Annotated in this window: 22 protein-coding genes; 9 read left to right on the top strand and 13 right to left on the bottom strand. The window is 67.1% G+C overall.

All coding sequences use genetic code 11. The features are described 5' to 3' along the window. Positions 1–4: 4 nt before the first annotated feature. Both bshC and VFV19_08230 read right to left on the bottom strand, forming a co-directional pair. Positions 5–1,579, bottom strand: a complete 1,575-nt coding sequence (gene bshC, locus VFV19_08235; protein ID HEX4824290.1) for a bacillithiol biosynthesis cysteine-adding enzyme BshC — start codon at positions 1,577–1,579, stop codon at positions 5–7. 11 nt (positions 1,580–1,590) lie between these two features. Further along, a complete protein-coding gene (locus tag VFV19_08230) occupies positions 1,591–2,439 on the bottom strand; it encodes a DUF2911 domain-containing protein (GenBank protein ID HEX4824289.1) in 849 nt (282 codons plus the stop codon). A 73-nt stretch (positions 2,440–2,512) separates the two neighbouring features. Here VFV19_08230 and VFV19_08225 point away from each other — a divergent pair, with 73 nt between their 5' ends. Continuing rightward, positions 2,513–3,373, top strand: a complete 861-nt coding sequence (locus VFV19_08225; GenBank protein ID HEX4824288.1) for a DUF2911 domain-containing protein — start codon at positions 2,513–2,515, stop codon at positions 3,371–3,373. Between the two features lie 45 nt (positions 3,374–3,418). Here the strand turns inward: VFV19_08225 and VFV19_08220 are convergent, their stop codons facing one another. From VFV19_08220 to VFV19_08200, 5 genes are read right to left on the bottom strand one after another with little or no spacing between them, the layout of a single operon-like run. Continuing rightward, positions 3,419–3,877 (bottom strand): DUF420 domain-containing protein, encoded by a 459-nt coding sequence (locus tag VFV19_08220; protein HEX4824287.1) that lies wholly within the window; start codon positions 3,875–3,877, stop codon positions 3,419–3,421. 12 nt (positions 3,878–3,889) lie between these two features. Beyond that, on the bottom strand, positions 3,890–4,657 hold the full coding sequence (tatC, locus tag VFV19_08215) for a twin-arginine translocase subunit TatC (protein HEX4824286.1): 768 nt from the start codon (positions 4,655–4,657) through the stop codon (positions 3,890–3,892). Between the two features lie 2 nt (positions 4,658–4,659). Continuing rightward, complete coding sequence (tatA, locus tag VFV19_08210; GenBank protein HEX4824285.1) at positions 4,660–4,839, bottom strand: twin-arginine translocase TatA/TatE family subunit; 180 nt, start codon at positions 4,837–4,839, stop codon at positions 4,660–4,662. 43 nt (positions 4,840–4,882) lie between these two features. Further along, positions 4,883–5,242 (bottom strand): cupredoxin family copper-binding protein, encoded by a 360-nt coding sequence (locus tag VFV19_08205; GenBank protein HEX4824284.1) that lies wholly within the window; start codon positions 5,240–5,242, stop codon positions 4,883–4,885. Positions 5,243–5,292: 50 nt separating this feature from the next. Continuing rightward, entirely contained in the window at positions 5,293–6,264 is a 972-nt protein-coding gene (locus VFV19_08200) for a metallophosphoesterase (GenBank protein ID HEX4824283.1), read from the bottom strand. Positions 6,265–6,444: 180 nt separating this feature from the next. Here VFV19_08200 and VFV19_08195 point away from each other — a divergent pair, with 180 nt between their 5' ends. Genes VFV19_08195 through VFV19_08185 form a run of 3 tightly spaced genes read left to right on the top strand, consistent with a single transcriptional unit; the run spans position 6,445 to position 8,226 of the window. Beyond that, positions 6,445–6,966, top strand: coding sequence for a sigma-70 family RNA polymerase sigma factor (locus VFV19_08195; protein HEX4824282.1), 522 nt, complete (start codon positions 6,445–6,447; stop codon positions 6,964–6,966). Continuing rightward, entirely contained in the window at positions 6,963–7,715 is a 753-nt protein-coding gene (locus VFV19_08190) for an anti-sigma factor (protein ID HEX4824281.1), read from the top strand. Before VFV19_08195 ends, VFV19_08190 begins: the two co-directional genes overlap by 4 nt. A gap of 31 nt (positions 7,716–7,746) precedes the next feature. Continuing rightward, the gene (locus VFV19_08185; GenBank protein HEX4824280.1) at positions 7,747–8,226 is read left to right on the top strand and encodes an LEA type 2 family protein; all 480 of its coding nucleotides are present in this window, start codon (positions 7,747–7,749) and stop codon (positions 8,224–8,226) included. On the opposite strand, the gene VFV19_08180 is transcribed toward VFV19_08185, so the two are convergent. Continuing rightward, positions 8,206–8,868, bottom strand: a complete 663-nt coding sequence (locus VFV19_08180) for an NrsF family protein (protein HEX4824279.1) — start codon at positions 8,866–8,868, stop codon at positions 8,206–8,208. The two genes, VFV19_08185 and VFV19_08180, sit on opposite strands and share 21 nt — an antisense overlap. Next, positions 8,865–9,419: a sigma-70 family RNA polymerase sigma factor gene (locus tag VFV19_08175; GenBank protein HEX4824278.1), complete on the bottom strand. Its 555-nt coding sequence runs from the start codon at positions 9,417–9,419 to the stop codon at positions 8,865–8,867. Before VFV19_08175 ends, VFV19_08180 begins: the two co-directional genes overlap by 4 nt. Positions 9,420–9,548: 129 nt before the next feature. Between VFV19_08175 and msrB the strand changes: the two genes are divergently transcribed. Together msrB and VFV19_08165 are read left to right on the top strand one after the other, a co-directional pair. After that, positions 9,549–10,643 (top strand): peptide-methionine (R)-S-oxide reductase MsrB, encoded by a 1,095-nt coding sequence (gene msrB / locus VFV19_08170; GenBank protein HEX4824277.1) that lies wholly within the window; start codon positions 9,549–9,551, stop codon positions 10,641–10,643. A 58-nt stretch (positions 10,644–10,701) separates the two neighbouring features. Next, a complete protein-coding gene (locus tag VFV19_08165; protein ID HEX4824276.1) occupies positions 10,702–13,536 on the top strand; it encodes a protein kinase in 2,835 nt (944 codons plus the stop codon). A 14-nt stretch (positions 13,537–13,550) separates the two neighbouring features. Here VFV19_08165 and VFV19_08160 read toward each other — a convergent pair whose 3' ends face one another. Continuing rightward, on the bottom strand, positions 13,551–14,291 hold the full coding sequence (locus VFV19_08160; GenBank protein ID HEX4824275.1) for a hypothetical protein: 741 nt from the start codon (positions 14,289–14,291) through the stop codon (positions 13,551–13,553). Between the two features lie 73 nt (positions 14,292–14,364). Between VFV19_08160 and VFV19_08155 the strand changes: the two genes are divergently transcribed. The 3 genes from VFV19_08155 (at position 14,365) to VFV19_08145 (ending at position 20,815) form a co-directional block, all read left to right on the top strand. After that, a complete protein-coding gene (locus tag VFV19_08155) occupies positions 14,365–18,063 on the top strand; it encodes a MopE-related protein (protein ID HEX4824274.1) in 3,699 nt (1,232 codons plus the stop codon). Positions 18,064–18,154: 91 nt separating this feature from the next. Then, complete coding sequence (locus VFV19_08150) at positions 18,155–18,610, top strand: (2Fe-2S)-binding protein (GenBank protein ID HEX4824273.1); 456 nt, start codon at positions 18,155–18,157, stop codon at positions 18,608–18,610. Positions 18,611–18,619: 9 nt separating this feature from the next. Beyond that, on the top strand, positions 18,620–20,815 hold the full coding sequence (locus tag VFV19_08145) for a xanthine dehydrogenase family protein molybdopterin-binding subunit (GenBank protein HEX4824272.1): 2,196 nt from the start codon (positions 18,620–18,622) through the stop codon (positions 20,813–20,815). Here the strand turns inward: VFV19_08145 and VFV19_08140 are convergent. From VFV19_08140 to VFV19_08130, 3 genes are read right to left on the bottom strand one after another with little or no spacing between them, the layout of a single operon-like run. Continuing rightward, positions 20,812–21,018, bottom strand: coding sequence for a hypothetical protein (locus tag VFV19_08140; protein ID HEX4824271.1), 207 nt, complete (start codon positions 21,016–21,018; stop codon positions 20,812–20,814). The two genes, VFV19_08145 and VFV19_08140, sit on opposite strands and share 4 nt — an antisense overlap. 10 nt (positions 21,019–21,028) lie before the next feature. Further along, on the bottom strand, positions 21,029–21,244 hold the full coding sequence (locus VFV19_08135) for a hypothetical protein (GenBank protein HEX4824270.1): 216 nt from the start codon (positions 21,242–21,244) through the stop codon (positions 21,029–21,031). Continuing rightward, positions 21,241–21,459, bottom strand: a complete 219-nt coding sequence (locus tag VFV19_08130; protein HEX4824269.1) for a helix-turn-helix transcriptional regulator — start codon at positions 21,457–21,459, stop codon at positions 21,241–21,243. The genes VFV19_08135 and VFV19_08130 overlap by 4 nt, the downstream gene beginning before the upstream one ends. Positions 21,460–21,590 lie beyond the last annotated feature (131 nt).

The raw sequence follows: 21,590 nt of genomic DNA, 5'->3' as shown, positions 1-21,590 counted from the left end.
GGCCCTAGAGGATGACGTCGTGAAAGCCGGTCCGCAACGGCTCGGCCGCGGCCAGGATGCGATCGATGAACGCGCGCTCGCCGTAGCGGGCGGCGAACGACGCCGGCGCGAAGAACCTTTCCTGCGGAACGCCGCGTGGAAGAAGGCGGCTCCGGATCATCTCGAGATCGGAGACGGTCTCGCGATCGCGCAGCAAGATCGCCTTGTCCAGGCTCTGGCCCAGCTTCCCGGCCGAGAACAGCATCGTCTTGCGCGTCTTCTCCAGGGCCTGCACGGCGCGCTCGCCCGCCGCTGCAACTTCCGGAGCGGCCGCATCGAGCATTCCATCGATCCCCGCGACGAGACGCTGGGTCAGGCGCTCTCCGTCCGAAGCCGCGGAGAGAGCAGGAAGCGTGAGGGTGATCGCCTCGTCGAACGGCTTGATCGCCTCGGCCGCGGTCAGCCCGCGGCGTGCGAGCGCGAGCCGCGTCGGGCGCTCGACGAGCCTGAGCTGTGTTCTGGGAACGACGATCGGCATCGCGACGTCGAACAACCCGTAGACCGGCTGGAGCTGCGCGAAGTAAGCGACCTCCGCGGGCCCGCCCACGTACGCGATCGTCGGAAGCCACGTGTCCTGGAGAATCGGCCGCAAGAGCGCGCTCGTGGTGAACGAGGCCGGGGAGCGATCGAGCGCGTCCAGAAGCTCGGGAAGAGTTCGCGTCCGAGCGCCACCGATCTCGACGAAGCCGCCGGGCGCTTCGGCGAGACGAGAGCGGTGAGCGCGAGGCCCCTGAGGATGAAAGAACGAGAGAGGAGCGCCGGGTCGTACGTGCACGCCGGCGTGAAATCCGGAAGCTTCGAGCGCCTCGGCGCGTTCCACGAGCGCCTGCGCGATCGACGCCGATGCTTCGAGCGCACGCCGGTGCACGGGGGCGGCGAGCGGAGCGAGTGCCGGGTCACGCGGATCGACGAGCACCAGGCCTTCCTCGGCGAACAGCGACGCGAGAACCCCGGCGAAGGCGGCGCCCCAGCCCGCACCGGGGCGGTAGTGGCGGGAGAGCGTCGCCACGTGCTCGTCGCCGTGGGGAAGGCTCGCGACGGCGGCGGCGAGCTCGGTCAGAAGCAGGCTCACCTCGTCCGGAAGCAGCCGGTGCGCGACCGAGACCGATTCCTCCGCGACCGGGAGGGTGAGCGTCAACGGGTGGTCGGCGCCGCGCGCGATGTGGCACACCGCGATCTCCGCGGCGTCGTGATCCTCGGTCTGGAGCCAGAACACCGGCACCACCGGCGCCTTCCATCGCTCGGCGAGCCACCTCGCGAGCCGGATCGCGGCCGCGGCCTTGTACAACGTGTAGAGCGGACCGAGGAACAGTCCCGTTTGCTGGCCGGTGACGACGGCACAGGCTCCGGAGCGCAGCGCACGCAGATGCGCATCGCGCGCGGGACTCTTCTCGTAGACGGCGTTCTGGGCTTCGAGGGCGGCGGCGAGCCGGGGCTCCAGCGGGCGCGCCACGCGGGACGCCCGGTCCCAGTCTGCAAGGCGAGCGAAGTGCGTGCCGTACAGCGCGTCGGCGGAGCCCGCGACGTAGGCTTCGAACACGCTGCGCGCGGTCAGGCCTTGGCCTTCTTCCAGCCGTCGATCGTCTTCTGCACGTCGGCCTTGAAGTTGTTCTCGAATGTGGCGTTCCCCTTGCCGAGCTCCAGGGTCCGCTCTCCGGCGGCGATGGCGTCGGCCGTGCGCCCCTTCTTGGCGAGCGCCTGAGCGCGCCACCAGTTGTTCCACCAGGTGCTCTGGATCCCGATCGACGTGTCGAGGTACTTGATCGCCGTGTCGACGTCGCCGTTGTTCTCGAGCAGCCAGCGGCCGGCCTGGTAGTGGGGGCGCCATGCGTCGCCGAGCGTCGTGTCGATGCCGGCCTTCACCTGCGCGGCGGTGTCCACGGTGATCGGCACCGACACGCGCGTCGTCTCCCATTCGAGATCGAGGCGGGTCGCGCCATCGGTCGAGTCGCTGAAGAGGAACGTCATCCGCTCGCGCGCCGGGATCGATTCCGGCTTCACTTCGACGCGGGCGACATCGTCCTTCGTGTCGTAACCGTCCGTGTTCGCGATCTCGAGGTTCTTGTTCAGGATCACGGTCCAGCCCGAGGCTCCCGGCATCGAGAGAATCGCGTACGTGCCCTTCGGCACCGGCTTCCCGCCGAACGTGAAGTCGCGGCTCGCGGTGAGCTTGGTGGAGGCGTTGGCGCCCGTACGCCACAGCTTGTCGTAGGGCAGCAGGCCGCCGAAGATCTTGCGGCCGCGGGCGGCCGGACTCGAATAGTCCACCGAGAAATCGGTGAGCCCGACGCGCTGCTCGACCCTGGCCTTCGAGCTGGGCGCGGGAACTTCGAGCCCTTGGGCGAACGCGGGGAGAGCGGCGGCAACGACGAGGACGGCGGCGCGCACGAAGCGGACCATGCAGGTTCTCCTTGGTGGGCGGACGGCCATCGATTCTACACAGGCCCGCGCTTTGGGGCTAAGATACGCGGTTATGAAAACCATCATCGCTCTCGTCGTGTCCATCGCCGCCATCTCCACTTCGGTCCTCCACGCTGAAGAGGCCAAGAAGATCGACTTCCCTCAGGCCAGCCCGAGCGCGTCGTTCAAGCAGCGCGTCGGTGTGACCGACATCTCCGTCGACTACTCCCGGCCCGGCGTCAAGGAGCGCAAGATCTTCGGCGGTCTCCTGCCCTACGGCCAGATCTGGCGCACCGGCGCCAACGCCGCGACCAAGCTCACGTTCAGCACCGACGTCAAGGTCGGCGGCATGGCGGTCCCCGCGGGCTCGTACGGCCTGTTCACGATCCCCGGCGAGTCCGAGTGGACCGTGATCCTGAGCAAGGTGAACGACGAGTGGGGCTCTTACACCTACAACCAGAAGGACGACCTGGCGCGCATCAAGGTGAAGCCGGTCGCGCTCGCCGAGCCGCTCGAGACGATGACGATCGGCGTGCAAGACATCCGCTCGGGCAAGGCGAACCTCGTCATCGCGTGGGAGAAGACGGCCGTTCCCGTCGAGATCGACACGGACGTCGTCGGGAAGATCAAGCCGCAGATCGAAGCGGCGATGGCCGGCAGCGGCAAGAAGCCTTACTTCGCGTCGGCGATGTTCTATTACGAGAACGACCTCGACATGAAGCAGGCCAAGGAATGGATCGAGGCCGCCGCCAAGGAGCAGCCCGATGCCGTGTGGCTCATCTACAGGAAGGGCCTGATCCTGAAGAAGGCCGGCGACAAGGACGGGGCGATGGCCGCGGCCAAGCAGGCGCTCGATCTCGCCGCGAAGGAAAAGGGCGAGGAGAAGGACGAGTACACGCGCCTCAGCCAGAACCTGATCGCCAGCTTGAAGTAGCCCCCGGCTCCAGGGAGGTGGCTCTCGGCGCCGGCGATTCTCGGGTCAACGCGACCGCAGCGCCTGATACCACCAGGCATAGGTCAAGACTCCGGTCAGAATGACCACCCACCACAGTCCGAGCTCGAACCGCATCCACCGTTTCCAGTTCGTGAAGCGCAGCCGCTTTGGGACGATCTTGGTTCCGGCCACGAGCACGATGTAGAGACCGAGCATCTCGGCCACCGCTCCGAGGAGAGCGTGGACGGTCGCCACGGCAAAGTAACGTCGGTCCAGGCCCGCCGGCAGCCGTGGGATCACCTGCAAGCGGAACGACGGGCCCATGACCCAGACGATCGTGACCAGGTTGAGGACCATGACGGTCGTCTGGCAAACCCCATGCGCGGCATAACGCCCGCGTCGCGCCAGCAGCGCGCCCACGATGAGCGCCACGCCCATCGCGAGCTGGACGAGAAGGTTCAGGTCTGCGGCGAACGTGGCACCGGTGCCGAGAAAGCCTCGCATCGTGATCCCGGCTCAGCCGGCTTCGGGTCTTGGCGTCGGCTGGGCAAACCAGACCACGACGATGCTGATCAAGTAGAGGCCGAGGAGGACCGCGCTGAAGAAGATCGTGGTGGCGACCACGTCACCCGGCGTGAAGAAGGCGCTGAAGATGACCACGATCACCGTCGCATGGCGCCAATACTTCAGCATCCAGCCGGCGGTCACGATCCGCAGCCTGGCAAGGAAGAAGAAGAGCACGGGCAGCTCGAACATGACCCCCGTCAGCAACACCGTCCCGAGGAAGAGGTCGAGGTACTCGCCCATGTGGATGTTGGGGCGAAGGCCGAACGCCGCGGCTTCCCGATAGAGGACCTCGGCCAGGAAGGCGAACGCCTGGAAGTAGGCGAAGGCGCAACCGCCGAGAAAGCAGAGGCTCGTAACCACGACGAACGGGATGGTCAGGCGCCGTTCCCGAGGCAAGAGCCCGGGGCCGATGAATCCCCAGAGCTGATGGAAGATCACCGGAGCGACGAGGAAGGCCGAGGCCCAGAGCGCAAGGCGCACGCCGCTGAGAAAGGGTTCGGCCGGATCCGTGAAGCCGAAGGGGCTCGGGGGGGCCGGAACGCCCGCCGTCTGCCGCTCGATGACCTTGCCCAGGGGCAGGCTCACCCAGGCCCAGAGCTTCGCCCGAAGACCATAGGTCACGACGAAAGCCACCCCGACGGCCGCCACGACGCGGAGGAGGCGAGAGCGGAGCTCATCCAAGTGCTCCCGGAAGGTGCTTCGGCCCGGCGGGATCATCGTCACTTCTTTTCGTCGCTCGCGGCGGCAGTGACGACGTCCGTCATCTCGCGGGTGGCCTTCTTGAATTCCTGAATGCCCTTTCCGAGACTCTTGCCCAGCTCCGGGAGCCGAGAGGGGCCGAAGAACAGCAGCAGGATGACGCCAATCAGAAGAAGCTCGCTGAATCCGAGGTTGCCCATGGTGGACTCCTTTGTCAAAGAAAGTAGGGGATGAACCCGATGGTCATTTCACGACGATCTGTCCCGTCATGTGCGGGTGGATCGAGCAGAAGTAGGGGTACGTCCCCGGCTTGTCGAACGTGTACGAGAACGTCTCGTCGGTGTCGAGCACCTTGGACTTGAACGTCTTGTCGTCCGCTACGACCGTGTGGGGGATGTCGTCACGGTTCGTCCACGTGACCTTGGTTCCCGGCGCGACCGTGAGCGACACCGGGCCGAAACTGAAGTTGTCGATCTTGACTTCCGCGGTGACGGGGGTCGCGGCGTCCGCCTGCACCAGGAGATTCGCGGAGCCCCCGATGACCAAGGTCGAGGCGAGCGCGATCGCGGCGATCCGGCCGGCTCTCTGGATTCCTTTTCTCATGTCACTCTCTTCTTTCCTGGTTGAAGTTCTGTTGATGAGTTCCACTCCGCTCACTTGAGCGACGAGTCGACGATCGCGAGCGCGTGGCGCCCCTGAACGAAGTTGACGTCAGTGATGCCGAGAAGGCCGCGCAGCTCGCCTGCCGGGACCACCATCGGGCCCGGCGAATCGGCCTTTCCGGGCTGCGGCTGCGGAAATGCCGTGGACGCAGCGGTGTGGAAGGTCACGTTCCCTTCGACCTTCTGCATGAGCTGGTGGATGTGGCCGTTGAGGACGGTCACCGAACCGAACTTCTTCAGGTACGACAGCGCTTGCGCGCTGTCCTCGGTCCCCCAGCCCCATTCGGGGTAGACCGACCACAGCGGCATGTGCGCGAACACGACGATCGGGGTGCTCGCCTTCCGGTGCTTGACGTCGTGCTCCAGCCACTCGAGCTGGTCGGGACCGAGCGAGCCGAGCCCGCCCGGCTTCAGGTTCATCACATTGACGAGCCCGATAAAGTGCACGCCCTTCTTATCAAAGCTGTACCACCCCGAGCCGTTCGCGACCTTGCCGTAACGCTCGAGGTACTGCTTGCCGTCGTCGTTCAGGACGTCGTGCTCGCCGGGAACGTAGAAGACGTCCTTCGCCACGGCGCCCTTCAAGACCTGGTCGACGGTGTCGAACTCCTCGGGCTTCGACAGGTGGCTGATGTCGCCGGTGTGGAGGATGAGTTCCGGCGCGATCGAAAGAGCGTTGATCTTGTCGACCGCAGTCTTCAACGTGCCGACGACGTCCGTGTTGGCGGCCTTGTTGAACCCCATGTGGCTGTCGCTGATCTGGACGAAGCTCAATTCCCCGGCCGGGATGTCGGAGCGTCCCGACGCCCCCATGGCGTACGACTTCAGCACGCCGCCCTGCATGACGTAGAGCGCCCCGGCCCCCGCCCAAGCCATGCACTTCAGGAACCCGCGGCGGTCGACGCCGTCGTCGTGGTGGTCGTCGACGATCAGGTCGTTCGTGCTGTCTTTGTCATCGATCATGGTGTTCTCCTTCGTTCTGCCGTTCGCGTTCGATGGTCTAGACCGGGTCCGGAAGGCGGGTATTCCTTCGCGCCGGCGCTTTTCCACGTTTGCGAAATAAAGTTCGGACGCGGGAATAGAATTGCGGCGGCGACGGTCTCCTCTATGAGTTCACGTGTCGATCGGGCGGCGGAGGACGTGTTGGACGCGGTCGAACGGGCGCGTTTCGAGCGGCTCGTGCTCCCGCATCTCGACGCGGCCTTCAACCTGGCGAGGTGGCTCTTGCGAGACCGGACCGAGGCCGAGGACGCGGTGCAGGAATCGACGCTTCGCGCGCTGCGCTTCTTCCGCGGCTATCAAGGCGGCGACGCGCGCGCGTGGCTGCTTCAGATCGTGCGCAACACCTGCTACACGCGGCTTCAGAAGCACGGGCCGGCGGACTCGGCGACCGAGTTCGACGAGGAGCTTCATCCGCAATCGGACGGAACGCCGGAAGCTCTGGCGATCGCCGGCGACGACCGAGACCGCCTGATGCGCGCACTCGAGAGCCTCCCGGCACAGTTCCGCGAGGTCCTCGTGCTCCGCGAGTTCGAGGAGTGCTCCTACAAGGAGATCGCGGCGATCACCGAGCTTCCGATCGGCACGGTCATGTCCAGCCTCGCCCGCGCGAGAGAGAAGCTGAAGCGCTCGCTCATCGCCGGTCGCGAAGGAGGCCGTTCTTGAGCTGCGAGCGCACGTCGTCGGTCCTTCACGCCTACCTCGACGGCGAGCTCGACGCCGCGGGCGCCGTGGAGTTCGAACGCCATTTGGAATCGTGCCCCGATTGCGCCGGGGCGCTCGCGGCGCAAAGGGCGCTGCGGTCGTCGCTCAGGGCGTCGAACCTCCGCGAACGAGCGCCCGAGACGCTGCGCCGGAGGCTCGAGGCCGAGCTCGCGGCGCCGAACCGCCGGGGCCCCACCCAAGCCCCGAGCGCGAACGCATGGCGCGCTCTCGCCCTCGCGGCTTCTTTCTTGCTCGTCGTCATGGTCGGATGGAGGCAGCTCGATGGCCTGATCGGCGCGCGCAACGACCCGGCGATCTCATCGATCGTCGACGCGCACTTGCGCTCGCTCCAGCCTGGCCATCTGATCGACGTCGTCTCGACCGACCAGCACACCGTGAAGCCGTGGTTCGACGGTAGGATCGACTTCGCGCCGCCCGTCCGCGATCTCGCCACCGACGGATTTCCGCTGGAAGGGGGTCGCCTCGACGTCATTCGGGGCCGTACCGTCGCGGTCGTCGTGTATGCCCGTCGCAAACATGTGATCAACGTCTTCGTGTGGCCGACGACGGAGAAGGACACCGCGCGCTCTTCGGGGTCACACCTCGGTTACAACTGGGTCGAGTGGCGGAAAGACGGCATGGAGTCGATCGCGGTGTCGGACGTGAGTGCCGCGGACCTCGAGACAGTCTCGCAACTGTTGACGAATTAATGGATTACCTTCCCCGATATATCCTCTGCCCATGCGCTCATCCCGGTCCGCGGCGCTGGCCTGCCTGCTCCTCGTCTCCGGCTGTGCCTCGATCCCGCACCGCGACCCGCTGATCGTGACCGTCGCCGGCATCGAGCCCCTCGATCACTCCGAGGGGCTCGAGATGCGGATGATGGTCAAGCTTCGCGTGCAGAACCCCAACGACGCGCCGGTCGACTACAACGGGATGGCCGTGCAGATGGCCGTGCAGGGAAAATCGTTCGCCAGCGGTGTATCCGACGAGACGGGGAGCGTCCCGCGCTTCGGGGAGGCGGTCGTCAGCGTCCCGATCACCATCTCCGCGATGAACATGATCAAGCAGGCGATGGGCCTCTTCGCCGGCTCCTCCCTCGACAAGGTCCACTACGAGATGAAGGGGAAGTTCCACTCCCCGGGTCTTTCCCACACGCATTTCTCGACCACGGGCGATGTCGATCTGACGGGGCTGAAGTCAGCGGGCTCCGCGCCGTAGACGCCCCGCTCCCATGACGGCGCCGAATGCGGCAGCCGTGGCGACGGCGCCGCCATGGATGAGGAGCATGTGGGCTGGGCTCGTCGAGGGACAGGTCAGGTGTAACGCCGTCTCCGCGATCAAGCCCGCGGCCAGGCCCGCTCCCAGGTAGGCGAGGATCGGGCGCAGCGGGAAGGCGCGCCGCAGCAGCCACAGGGCGGCGCCCATCGCCGGGATCGCCAGCGCGACCACCTTCCCGTAGCACATCATGGGCGTGAGACCCGCGCCGTTGCCTCCGGCGCGAGCGACCACGAACGCCGACACGAGGAGGAGCGCAGGGACCGAGACGAAGGCGGCGATCCGCACCGGAGCGGAAACACCTTCCGACGGAGTCGCTTCTCGCGCGATCAGGAGCATCCATGCCCCCGCGGCCGCGAGACGGACAAGGGCGGGGACCCACACGATCGGCATCCCGAGTGCTGCGGCATCCGCACGCACGCCGGTGGCCGCGACAAAGGCGAGCGCGACCAGGATCCCCGTCGCGGTCAACAAGGCGGCCCGCGGCCCGGGAGGAAGCAACGGCTTCACCGGGCTCGAGCGCTCGCGCACCGCCGCGCGCAGCGCGTCCGACATCGGAGGGACCGGCTGCTCTTTGTGGCTCACCGGTCGCTCCGTTCGTGATCGACCAGGCTCTTGAGCCGGTTGAGCGCACGGTGCAGGCGCACCTTCACCGCGCCGGGTGAGGCGCCGACGATCCTTCCGATCTCGGTCGAGGTCATGCCTTCGACCTTGGCGAGCCAAACGAGCTCGTCCTGGCCGGCTGGGAGTTTTCGCAAGGACTCGACGAGGCGCCCGCCGTTCACGTGCTCTTCCGCAGAAGCGCGAACGGGGACCTCGGGCAGCTCGTCGGTGACCAGCTCCCGCGACGCGTGGCGCTTCCGGCGGCGATGGGCGTCGAGGGCGACGTGGCGCGCGATCGCGAAGAGCCACGGGCGGAACGGCATGTCCGGCCGGTAGGTCCGCCGTGCTTCGACCACGCGCAGATAGGTTTCTTGCACGAGATCGGGGGCCGCGGCCGAGCCGAACCAGCGACCCAGGTATCCGGTAACGGCGCCGGCCGTCGCAGCGTAGACCTCATCGAACGCGCCGGGATCACCCGCCTGCCACCGCGCCATGAGGGCTGCGAGACGCCTCTCATCACGCTCCTCGGTCATGCTGGTTCATGCTATCGGAAATTCGATCGGGAGCGAAGAATGGTTACACCGCCCCCGCTGTAACCCTTTCGGAGGGTCCGTCGAACTCCTCTACGAGCCGGGAACAATTCCCCCGGCGAGGAGCTGACGATGTACCTGCAGAGAATCGGATGGACGCTCGTGCTCGGCGGGTTGGCCGTCCTGGCAGTGCGCTTCGTGGCGGCGTCGGGAGAGCAACCGCGGCCGACGGCGAGCGGTCTCTTCGCGACGCGCCAGGCGACGGGGCATGCGCAGCCGACACAGCTCGCGGCCTTCGCCGCGGGTTGCTTCTGGGGTGTGGAGCAGGAGTTCCGCATGCAGAAGGGGGTCGTCGCGACCGCGGTCGGATTCATGGGCGGTCACACGGAGCACCCGACGTACGCGCAGGTGTGCACGGACATGACGGGACACGCCGAGACGGTCGAGGTCGAGTACGATCCGGCGCTCGTCTCCTACGACGAGCTGCTCGATCTCTTCTGGAGCATCCACGACCCGACGACTCCCGACCGTCAGGGTCCGGACCACGGAAGCCAGTACCGCTCGGTCATCTTCTATTTCACGGAGGACCAGAAGGCCCGGGCCGAAGCGTCGCGGAAGCGGCTCGCGTCGTCGGGTGAGCTCGCAGCACCTGTCGTCACCGAGATCGTTCCGGCGGCGACGTTCACGAAAGCGGAGGCCTACCATCAGCAGTACGTCGAGAAAGGCGGATCCGCCGCTTGCCATCGGCGCACGAAGTCGGTCACGGCATGGACCGGCGATGGGTTCAAGAAGCCGGCCGATGAGACGCTGCGGGCGAAGCTCGACCTTCTCCAGTACAACGTCACGCAGAAGGAGGGGACCGAGCCTCCCTTCCACAATGCCTACTGGGACAACCACAGGGACGGCATCTACGTCGACGTGGTCTCGGGAGAGCCGCTCTTCAGCTCGCGCGACAAGTTCGACTCGGGCACGGGCTGGCCGAGCTTCACGAAGCCGATCGATCCGAAGCACATCGCGACACAGGACGACCGGAGTCTGACCATGTCGAGGACCGAGGTGCGCAGCAAGCTCGCGAACTCCCATCTGGGGCACGTCTTCGCCGACGGTCCGGCGCCGACGGGGATGCGTTACTGCATGAACTCGGCCGCCCTACGTTTCATCCCGGTGGAGAATCTCGATAAGGAAGGATACGGCGAGCTCGCGCGCCTCTTCACGAGCAAGCAATGAAATGAGCGCCCCGTGCGGACGAGCCGCGCGGGGCGCTCCGGCACGCTAAAATCCCACGGTGTCGAGCGAGCCGATCGTCCGTTGCGCGAAGTGCGGCACCGAGCGGCCCGCCGGCCAGCCCTGCCCCAAATGTCTCTTCGGGCTCGGCCTCGAAGCGTCGGCTCCCGATCAGCTCGGGTCTTACCGGATCGTCTCGCGTCTGGGACGCGGCGGGATGGGAGAGGTTTATCGAGCGCACGACGACCGTCTCGATCGAGAGGTGGCGATCAAGGTGCTGCCGGCGAGGGTCGCGAACGACCCGGAGCGCAACGCGCGGTTCCGGCGCGAGGCGCGTGTCGCCGCCTCGCTCAACCACACGAACATCGCCGCCGTCTACGGCTTCGAGGAGCTCGACGACGACACGCACTTCCTCGTCATGGAGCTCGTCGAGGGGCACTCGCTGGCCGATCGGCTGAAATCTGGTCCCATGCGGATCGACGAAGCGTTGTCGGTGTTCGCCCAGGTCGCCGACGGCCTCGAATCCGCGCACGAGAGCGGGATCGTGCACCGGGATCTCAAGCCCTCGAACGTCATGATCACGCCGGACGGAAAGGTGAAGATCCTCGATTTCGGTCTGGCGAAGGCGCTCGATGAAGAGCCGGCCGCCGAGGATCTCGGTCTGTCGCGGACGGCGAGCCTGCAGTTCACGAAGCCCGGGATGGTGATCGGGACCGTTCCGTACATGAGTCCCGAGCAGGCGCGCGGCCGCCCGGTCGACCGGCGCACGGACATCTGGTCGCTCGGCTGCGTGCTCTACGAATGCCTCGCCGGGAAGCGCGCGTTCGAGGGCGATACCGCGACGGACGTGCTCGTCAGGATCATCGAGTGGGATCCGAGCTGGGAGGCCCTTCCGTCTCGCACGCCGGCGCGTCTGCGCGAGCTGATCGAGCGATGCCTGGAGAAAGACCCGACGCGCCGTCTCCGCGATGCCGGCGACCTGCGAATCGAGCTCGAGCGCGTCCGCGAGGGGCGTGAGTGGACCTCTTCCGGCGCCGTAGCCGCGACGAAATCGGTTCCACGCCGCCGCCGCGACATCTTCCCGTGGAGCATCGCCGGTCTCGCGGTCGTCGCCGCCGTCGTGTCGGCGGCGATCGCGATGAGGGCCCCGCGCTCCGGTCCGGACATCCACGCCGGCAACGCGCCCGTGATCCCGCTCAGGGTCGACGTCACCGATCCGGCTCACCCGGGCTTTCGCGCCTCGGACCACTCGAGCGTGGCCGTCACGGCCGACGGGATGACGATCGCCTACTTCGGAAAGACGCCACGGACGAACGGGATCGATTGGTCGATCTGCGTGCGCCGGGCCGACGAGATCGCCACCCGGTGTGTGGCCTCACCCGATGCGGCGAACGCCGCCTTCGACCCGTTCTTCTCTCCGGACGGCAAGTGGCTCGGTTTCTCCGGGCGCGGCCTCTACAAGGTCAGTCTCGACGGCGCTTCGCCGACCCTCATCACCGAGAACCTCAGCGTGGGTGGGATGAAGGGGGCCGCCTGGACGCAACGGGGGATCGTCTTCTCTCCGGCGGCGAAAGCCGGCTTGATGATGGTGGGAGAGAACGGTGGCGCGGCCCTGACGCTCACCGTTCCCGACACCTCCAAGGGAGAGGTGTCCCACCGCTGGCCGTCCGCGCTTCCCGACGGCCGCCACCTGCTCTTCACGATCAAGAAGGAAGGGATCACGTCGTTCGACGAAGGCGAGATCGCCCTGCTCGACCTCGACACGAAGTCCTGGAAGACGCTCATTCGCGGCGGGTCGTTCGCCAGGTACCTCCCGACCGGCCACATCGTCTACGCGCGGGACGGCGCCATCGTGGCGGTGCCCTTCGACCTCCGGTCTGAGAAAGTCACCGGGCCACCGGTCCGCATCCTGTCGAACGTGATGACGTCGCCGGGCAGCGGCGCCGCGCAGTTCGCCGTCGCTTCCGATGCGGGGGCGATCGTCTTCGTCCCAGGAGGCGAGGACATCGCGCGCAACGAGCTCGTCTGGCTCGACCGGCGGGGGAACGTCACGTCCGTGGGGGCTCCGCTGGAGCCCTACTACCGGCCGATCCTGTCACCCGACGGGACGCGGATCGCTTCGACGGTGTTCGGCGCCACCGACACGGTCGCCGTCTACGACCTGGACCGGCGATCGACGACCCGTGCCAGGTCCGCGGGAAATATCGCGCTCCGGTCCTGGTTTCCCGATGGGCGCCAGCTGCTCGTTTCCTCCGACGCGGAAGGGGGCGCCACCCTGCACCTGTATGCGGCCGACGCCGATGGGACCGGCGCGCCCCGGCGTCTTCCGATCGACGTCGACGGCGAATTCGCGAGACTCGTCGTTCGCACGGAGGAGGGGCCGGGAGTCGTCCACTTGGCACCGGATGCCATCTACCTCACACGCACGGAAGGCGGAGACTCGCGGCGCCTCACGGGATTCGGAGAGACCAATCCCGCGAGCCCTGCCGTTTCTCCCGACGGCCGTTGGCTCGCCTATCAGACGAACGTCGGTGGGCACTGGGAGGTCTACATCCGGCCGCTGCCGACGGGGAACGGAACGTGGCAGGTCTCGCGCGGCGGAGGCACCCTGCCCCATTGGTCTCCTCGCGGGAACGAGCTGGTGTACGTGCGCGAAGAAGGACCGGATCGTTGGCTCATGTCCGTCCCGCTCTCGGCGACCGCGAGCGGGATCTCGGCCGGCCTACCGAGGGATCTCGTGAAGATCCCCTCGGACTTCGTCGAGCTGAACGGGTTCGCCGCCGACGGCGAGCGCTTCCTCGGCGTGAGGCCGGTGGCCGCCCAGTATCCGGGCGACCGTGTCGTGGAGATCCTCAACTGGTTCGATCAGGTTCGGAAGGTCGTAAGGGGACAGTAACCAAGTTTTTCTTACTACGCGCCGACAAGGCCGATGAGATAGCGCAGCTCGTCCTCGACGCGGCTCGGGTCTTCGAGGGTGCGGGCGACGCGGTCGCGCAGGGCCTCACCGAAACGGTGCCGCAGCCGGTGCAGCGCGACCCGCACCGCGGACTCCGACATCTTCAGCTCGCGTGCGAGGTCCGCGTGGGGCGGCTCGGTATCGCTCACGAGGTAGGGCTGGAGCATGTCGAACCGCTCCACGCGCCCCTCGCGCTCCATGTCGGCGGCGAGATCGAGCATCGTCTGATCGAGGACGGTCATCGCCCAGCGCCGCTCGAAGATCTTCTCGGGTGTCTCGTGGGTGGCAGGTAAGGGCACTCCCGCGAGGGAGGCTTCGGGGTCGGCGTCGAGGCGGACCGGAGAGCGGCCACCTCCTCGCTTGAGCGCCTGCTCCCGCTCGTGGTGGTGCGCGAGGAAGTTCTTGACCGACGTGAGGAGGAAGTCCCGGAACCGGCCCCGCTCCTTGCGCGCCAGCTCGAGGCCGCGTCGCTCGAGGAGCGCGGCGAAGAACCCCTGGGTCAGATCGCGGGCCACCTCGGCGTCGTACCCGCGCCAGCGGACGTAGGCGTACACGGGACGCCAGTAGTCCTGGCAGAGGGTGGCGAGGGCGTTTGCATGCTCCGCCTCGCCCGAGCCCGCCCGCAAGACGACACTCCACTGCGTCGTCTGGAAGAGCTTCTTCTTTCCCCGAAATTCGTCGTCGTTCCCTCCCATCCGAGTCAATTTACCGCACCCCGTAACAAGCGTCAGCGTTTCCGTTATTGACCCGCGAGAAGGGGGTGGACCCATGAACATCACGAAGCTCGCGGTCGTCCTGTCCGTCATCTTGGCCGGAGGCTTGGCCTTCGCGGCGCCTCCGGTGATCGATTCCGGCTACGAGCCGAATCTCCTCGACGTGAAGTTCAAGGAGGGGACGACGGTCCGCCTGCGTCAGGGACGCCCCACCGATGTCGGAGGCCAATCCTCCGTCCAATCGGATCTCCGGGGCATCCTCGGCGCCTTCGGCGAGGAGAGCTGGGATCGCACGCACTCGGTCGCCGAAGAGGTGCTCGACCGCCTGCGCCAGAACGGTCAGGCGAATCGCACCAAGCCGCTCCCCGATCTCAACAATTACTTCCGCCTGCAGCTCCCTCCGGGGATGACCGCCGTGCACGCGAAGGAGATTCTCGAGCGTTACCCGAGCGTCGAGGCTGCGTACTTCGTGCCCAAGCCCGTAGAGTCGCCGACGGCACCCGACTACTCGCAGCCGCCGGCCAACCCTTACCAGGACTACCTCGACGCCGCGCCGAACGGGATCGATGCGCGCAACGCCTGGTCCCGCGGCTGGACCGGCTCGGGCGTCAAGGTGTGCGACGTCGAGTACTGGATCAACTTCAACCATGTGGACCTGCCGCCCATCAGCGTCGTCGGGCGCATCCCCTGGGATCCGTTCGGCGACGATCACGGCACCGGCGTGTGGGGGGAGATCGCCTCGAAGAACGACGGTACCGGCACCACGGGGATCTCGTACGGCGTCTCCGGCTTCCTCGCCGGCGCCTCCACGGACATCGGCTACAGCGTGGTCCGTCCGCTCATGGAATGCGGCGCCGCGATGTCCGCCGGCGACGTCGTGCTCATCGAGCAGCAGATGGTCGGACCGTTCGGTGGACAGAACTACGTCCCCATGGAATGGTCGAAACCCGTCTACGACGCCATCCTGACGCTCGTCGCGAACGGCATCAACGTCGTGGAGACCACCGGCAACGGCGGCCAGAACCTCGACGATCCCGTGTACTCGACCGGCAACGACAACCACTGGCCGTTCCTCCTCCAGAACGATTCGGGCGCGCTCCTCGTCACCGGAGGGCAGTCGCCGCACATGGCCACGCCGCGCAGCTATCAATCGTGGAGCAATTACGGCGCGACGGTCGATCTCCAGGGCTGGGGCGATTCCGTCGTGACCACCGGCGCCTATCCCACAGGCCCGTTCCTCTACTCGGCCGAGGGGAAGAACGTCTACTACCGCTCGGACTTCAGCGGCAGCTCGAGCTCCGGGCCGATGATCACCGGCGCGGTCGCGCTCCTCGAGCAGGCGCACAAGCAGCAGAACCAGACGCCCGCCCCGCCGGCACTGATCAAGAGCCTCCTCGTTTCGACGGGAACGGCGCAGGCCGGGGCCCGCCACCTCGGGCCGCTCCCCAACTTGAAGGCCGCCCTCGATGCCATGAATCAGGTCTACTACGTGGACAGCACAGCCGCCGGGCTCAACAACGGGACCTCGTGGGCCAACGCATTCAAGGAGCTCAACGAAGCGATCAAGCTGGCGACGCCGGGAGCGAGGATCCTCATCGCAGAAGGGACCTACCTGCCGGACTGGAACACCTTCACCCACGTGCACTCGGGCGACCGCACCGGCGCCTTCCTGCTGAAGAACGGCGTGACGATGCTCGGGGGCTACCCGCACGGGGGAGGTACTCGAGATCCGCAGGCGCATGTCTCGATCCTGTCGGGGAACATCGGATCGGCCGCCACGAGTGGCGACAACAGCTACAACGTCGTCAGCGCGGCGGCGACGATCGACGACAGCGCCGTGCTCGACGGCTTCACGGTGAGCTTCGGCCATGCCGACGGGCCCACGGTCCCCTACGAGCGCGGAGCCGGGATCCTGATCCTTGGAGGCTATCCGACGCTGCGGCAGCTCGTCGTCCAGCAGAACTTCGCCGTCCAGAGGGGCGCCGGGATCTACAACGAGAGCGGCGCGCCGAGCCTCCAGCACATCACGCTCGTGAACAACTCGACGAACAACAAGGGCGGCGGGATGTGGAACGAGAACGGAAGCCCTCGCCTCACGTTCATCACCTTCCAGGGGAACACCGCCGTCAGCGAAGGGGGCGGCCTCTTCACGGAGGGCGGGACGCCGCACATCGAAAATTCCAGGTTCCTCGCGAACCAGGGAACGCGCGGCGGCGGCCTCTCGTCGTGGCTGGGCACCACGGTCGGCTCGGTCGTCCTCGACAGCGTCGAATTCCAGGGCAACCAGGCGACGTCCGACATCGGGGGCGGCGTCTTCGACTGGCAAGCCGCGCTGCGCCTCAACAACGTCACGCTCAGCGCGAACTCCGCGCCGACGAGCGGCGGCGGAATCTACGTCTTCACGCCGAGCACCGTGACGATCCGCAACTCGATCCTTTGGGGGAACACTGGGGGCGACATCAGCGGCGCGGCCGCCGCCGTCTCGACGAGTATCGTGCAGGGCGGGTATCCCGGCGGCACCGGCATCCTCAACGTCGATCCCCTCTTCCGCGTTCCCGGGTCCGACCTGCGCGTCAAGCCCGGCTCGCCGGCCCTCGACGCCGGCGCACCGTCGACCTGCGCGGCGAACGACGTCCGCGGCATGTTCCGCGATCCCGAGGTCGCTTGCGACCTGGGCGCGTACGAGTACCTCGGCAATCCCGGGACCTTCTGGACGAACGGAGAGGTCGACCTCATCTCCCAAAGTCAGGCGGTCGACGTTCCGGGCGTGTCGACACGCGAGAGCGCCGAGGACTTCGTGGTGCCCGCGGGGAAGGTCTGCGACGTCACCGCGTTCCGAGGCGTCCTCCAGGACGCGTCGAAGGAATGGGATGCCGTCGCGCACCTCTACCACGACGCCTCCGGCTATCCCGGGACGATGATCGGGAACTGGACGGTGCACTCGTACTGCTCGAACAGCCCGGGAACGATGTGCGTCGCCGCGACGGACTGTTCGGCGGGCGGAACGTGCGTCGTCCCGGGACAATCGCTCGGCCATCGGGCCGACGGCAAGCTCTGGGAGCCCAACTTCAACGTCACCCAACGCCTGTCGGCCGGGACGTACTGGCTGTCGATCTACGCCACGATGGAGCCTGGGAGCGGCGGCGGCGCCTACGCGATCTCGGCCTCGGAGGGAGCGATTCGCTCGAACCCGTACCGCTTCCGCTTCGTCGGCTTCTCCTGGGTCGACGGTGGCGCCTACAACGACGACATCGACCGAGATCTGGCACTCGAGGTCGACGCGACGTGCCTCACGGATGCCGACGGCGACGGCTACCCCGCCGGCGAGGACTGCAACGACAACAACCCGAACATCAACCCGGGGATGCCGGAGCTGTGCGACGGCATCGACAACAACTGCGACGGCGTCGTCGATCCCGGCACGCCTCCCACCGGCATACCGGTGCTCACCATGCCGACGAAGTCGCTGCTCTCCTGGACCTCGATTGCAGGCGCCAGCGGCTACGACGTCGTGCACGGCAACATCAACAACCTTCGAAGCTCGGGTGGCAACTTCACGTCCGCGGGCTGCGAAGTGGCCAACCTGAACGGCACGTCCTGGGACATCGGCGCCGCGATTCCGCCCGGCGGCCCGCTCTATTACCTGGTCCGGGTGAGGAACGTCTGCGGCGGCGGGACCTACGACGACGGCTCGCCGAAGCAGGTCCAGAGCCGCGATGCGGAGATCGCGGCGAGCGCGAACGCCTGTCCATAAGCTAGCTCGTCATCACGAGGCAGCGAGCCGGCACGACATCGGCTCGCTGCCTCGTCCGACTCGCGTTAACCTCGACGGGGGAGGTGACGCGATGCCGGTCAAGCTCAACGTCAACGGGCAGCCACGGACGGTCGACGCGCCGGCGGACATGCCGCTCCTCTGGGTGCTGCGCGACGTTCTCGACCTCAAGGGCACCAAGTACGGCTGCGGCATGTCGGTCTGCGGCATGTGCACCGTGCACGTCGAAGGCGAGGCGACGCGCTCCTGCGTCACGACCGTCGGTAGCGTCGCCGGGAAACGGATCACGACGATCGAGGGGCTCTCGGGCGACGGAACGCATGCGGTCCAGAAGGCATGGATGGCGGTCGACGTTCCGCAGTGCGGCTACTGCCAGGCGGGGCAGATCATGACGGCCGCCGCCCTCCTCGCGAGGACGCCCCAGCCGACCGACGCGCAGATCGACGCGGCGATGGACGGCGTCCTGTGCCGGTGCGGCACCTACCTGCGGATCCGCGAGGCGGTGCGCAGGGCCTCGGGCCGGGCGTAGAGCGCCGCCGTGGAGATCACAGCGGTCCCGCGTCGCACGTTCCTGAAAGTCAGCGCCATCGCCGGCGGCGGGATGCTGCTCGGCGTCCACACGCTCGCCAAGGATTCGGCCGCTTCGTCCTCCATCCTCAACGCCTTCGTGCGCATCGACGCCGGCGGGGCGATCACGATCATCGGAAAGAACCCCGAGGTCGGGCAGGGCATCAAGGCGACGCTGCCGATGCTGATCGCCGACGAGCTCGACGTGGACTGGAAGGACGTCCGGGTCGAGCAGGCCGACTACGACGAGAAATACGGCGATCAATTCGCCGGCGGCAGCGTGGCGGTGCCGAACCAATGGCTGCCGATGCGCCAGGCGGGCGCCGCGGCGCGCCTCATGCTCGTCCGCGCCGCCGCGCAGCGGTGGAAGGTGCCGGAGTCCGAGTGCACCACGGCCGGGGGCCACGTCACGCACCGCCCGACGAAGCGCGCGGCGACGTACGGCGAGCTTGCGGCGAGCGCCTCACGGTTGTCGCCGCCGGATCTCGCGACGCTCACGCTCAAAGACCCGAAGGCGTTCACGATCATCGGCCGCCCCACTCCGGGCGTCGACAACCTCGCGATCGTCACCGGCAAGCCGCTCTTCGGGATCGACGTCGTCGTGCCGGGGATGCTCGCGGCCGTCTTCGAGAAGTGCCCGGTCTTCGGCGGGAAGGTCGTCTCGGCCAACCTCGACGCGATCAAGGCGATGCCGGGCGTGAGAAGCGCCTTCGTCATCGAAGGCCAATCCGGGCTCGCGGGATTGCTCGGCGGCGTCGCGATCGTCGCGGACAGCTGGTGGGCGGCGCAGAAGGCCCGCGGCAAGCTCGAGGTGAAGTGGAACGAAGGCGCCAAGACCGACCAGAGCACCGACGAGTTCGCGCGCCGCGCGGAGGAGCTGTCGGGAAAGCCGCCCGCGCGCACGCTGCGCAGCGACGGCAACGTCGACGCCGCGCTCGGCTCCGCCGCGAAGACCGTGGAAGCTGCCTACTTCTACCCGTTCCTCGCGCACGCTTCGGCGGAGGTCATGAACTGCACCGCGCGCTTCAACGGATCGAAGCTCGAGATCTGGGCGCCGACGCAGACACCGCAAAGCGGCCGGGAGCTGGTCTCGCAGACGCTCGGCGTCGCCGAGAGCGACATCACGATCCACCTCACGCGCATGGGAAGCTGCTTCGGCCGCCGGCTGAACAACGACTACATGGTCGAGGCCGCGGCCATCGCGCAGAAGATGAAGGCCCCGGTGAAGCTGCTCTGGACGCGCGAAGACGACATGCGTCACGACTTCTATCGCCCGGCCGGCTTCCATTATCTGAAGGCCGGTGTCGACGCGGCCGGCAAGCCTGTCGCCTGGCGCGACCATTTCATCAGCTTCGGCGAGGGCGAGCGCTTCGCACGCTCCGCGGGCATGGGCGGCGATCAGTTCCCGGCGCGGTTCATCCCGAACTTCACCCTACACTCCTCCGTCATGCCGCTCGGCGTCCCCACCGGCGCCTTGCGCGCGCCGGGCGACAACGGCATCTGCTTCGTCATCCAATCGTTCCTCGACGAGCTGGCCGCCGCGGCCGGCAAGGACCCGCTCCAGTTCCGCCTCGCAATGCTCGACGCGACCCCGCTCCCGGAAGAAGAAGGCGGGAACGCCCTGGCGCGCTTCAACCCGAAGCGCATGCGCGGCGTGTACGAACTGGCGGCCTCGAAGGCGGGCTGGGGTGCGAGATTGCTGCCCGACGGAACCGCCCTCGGTATCGCCGGCCACTTCTGCCATTACGGCTACTGCGCCATCGTGTCCGAGCTGAGCGTCGATCAGAACAAGGCGGTGAGCGTCAACAAGGTCTGGGTCGCGATGGACATCGGCCGGCCGATCATCAATCCGAGCAGCGCCACGCAGCAGGTACAAGGTTCCGTGATCGACGGCCTGAGCCAGGTGATGAGGCTCGAGATCACCTTCGACCGCGGGCGCGCCGTGCAGGGGAGCCTCCCCGAGTACATGCCGCTGCGCATGTCCGAGGCGCCGCCGGCGATCGACGCGCACTTCCTGGAGAGCGACAACCCGCCGACCGGCCTCGGCGAGCCGGCGCTGCCTCCGGTACTGCCTTCGATCACGAACGCGATCTTCGCCGCGACCGGCGAGCGGGTCCGCAAGCTGCCGCTGTCGAAGAGCGGGTATTCGTGGGCGGGGCGGACCTAGGGTCGTTGCTCTCGCTGCCCGCGCGATTTCAGCCGCATCGAGACGAAGAGCAAGCCGATCGTCAGCCCGAGGAAAAGGCCGCGAAGGCCGTCGCTCCAGTCGGTGCCGAGCTTCAAGAATGGACCGACCACCCTCGGCCACACGAGCATGACCAAGAGCGACGCCATCGCGAGACGGAAGATCGTGCGTGGGTTCTGGATCACGGTGTTCTCCTCAGTGTCTCGAGTAAAACCAGGCCATCGCCGCCAGCTTCGCGACCGCCATGACGGCGATGACGGCAAACAGATCGGCGCTGAAGCGGCTCTGCGCCAGATAGCGGTACATGAAGATGCCCCACGCCGTCAGCACTCCGGCCATTCCGGCGATGCTCGTCGAGCGCAACCGGTGCGTGAGGAATCTCTCGTCGACGAACCGTTCTAGGAGGCTCATGATCCCTTCTTCCTGGACAACGTGAAGATGGCGTCGGTCGAGCATGCGAAGACCCGCGCGAAAGTCAGCGCCAGGGGAAGGCTCGGAATGTAGCGCTCGCACTCGATCGCGTTGATGCTTTGCCGCGACACGCCGACCTGATCCGCCAGCTCTTGCTGCGTCCACCCGCGAGCCGTGCGGAGGTCCCGGACCCGGTTTTGAATCGTCGTCGCCATGTCAAGTCAACTTTCCATGGCATCGTAGAGGCGCCCGCAGGGGTTGTCAAGTTCGCTTGTCATCCCGGCATCCGCGTGTGACGACCCTGACGATGCGCTATTGCCGGGGGCGTCGAGGTGCTGATGCCCAA

It is taken from the genome of Candidatus Polarisedimenticolaceae bacterium, assembly GCA_036275915.1.
Classification (GTDB): domain Bacteria; phylum Acidobacteriota; class Polarisedimenticolia; order Polarisedimenticolales; family DASRJG01; genus DASRJG01.
The sequence above is the reverse complement of the archived record's forward strand: the minus strand, read 5'-3'. Positions and strand labels throughout refer to the sequence as shown.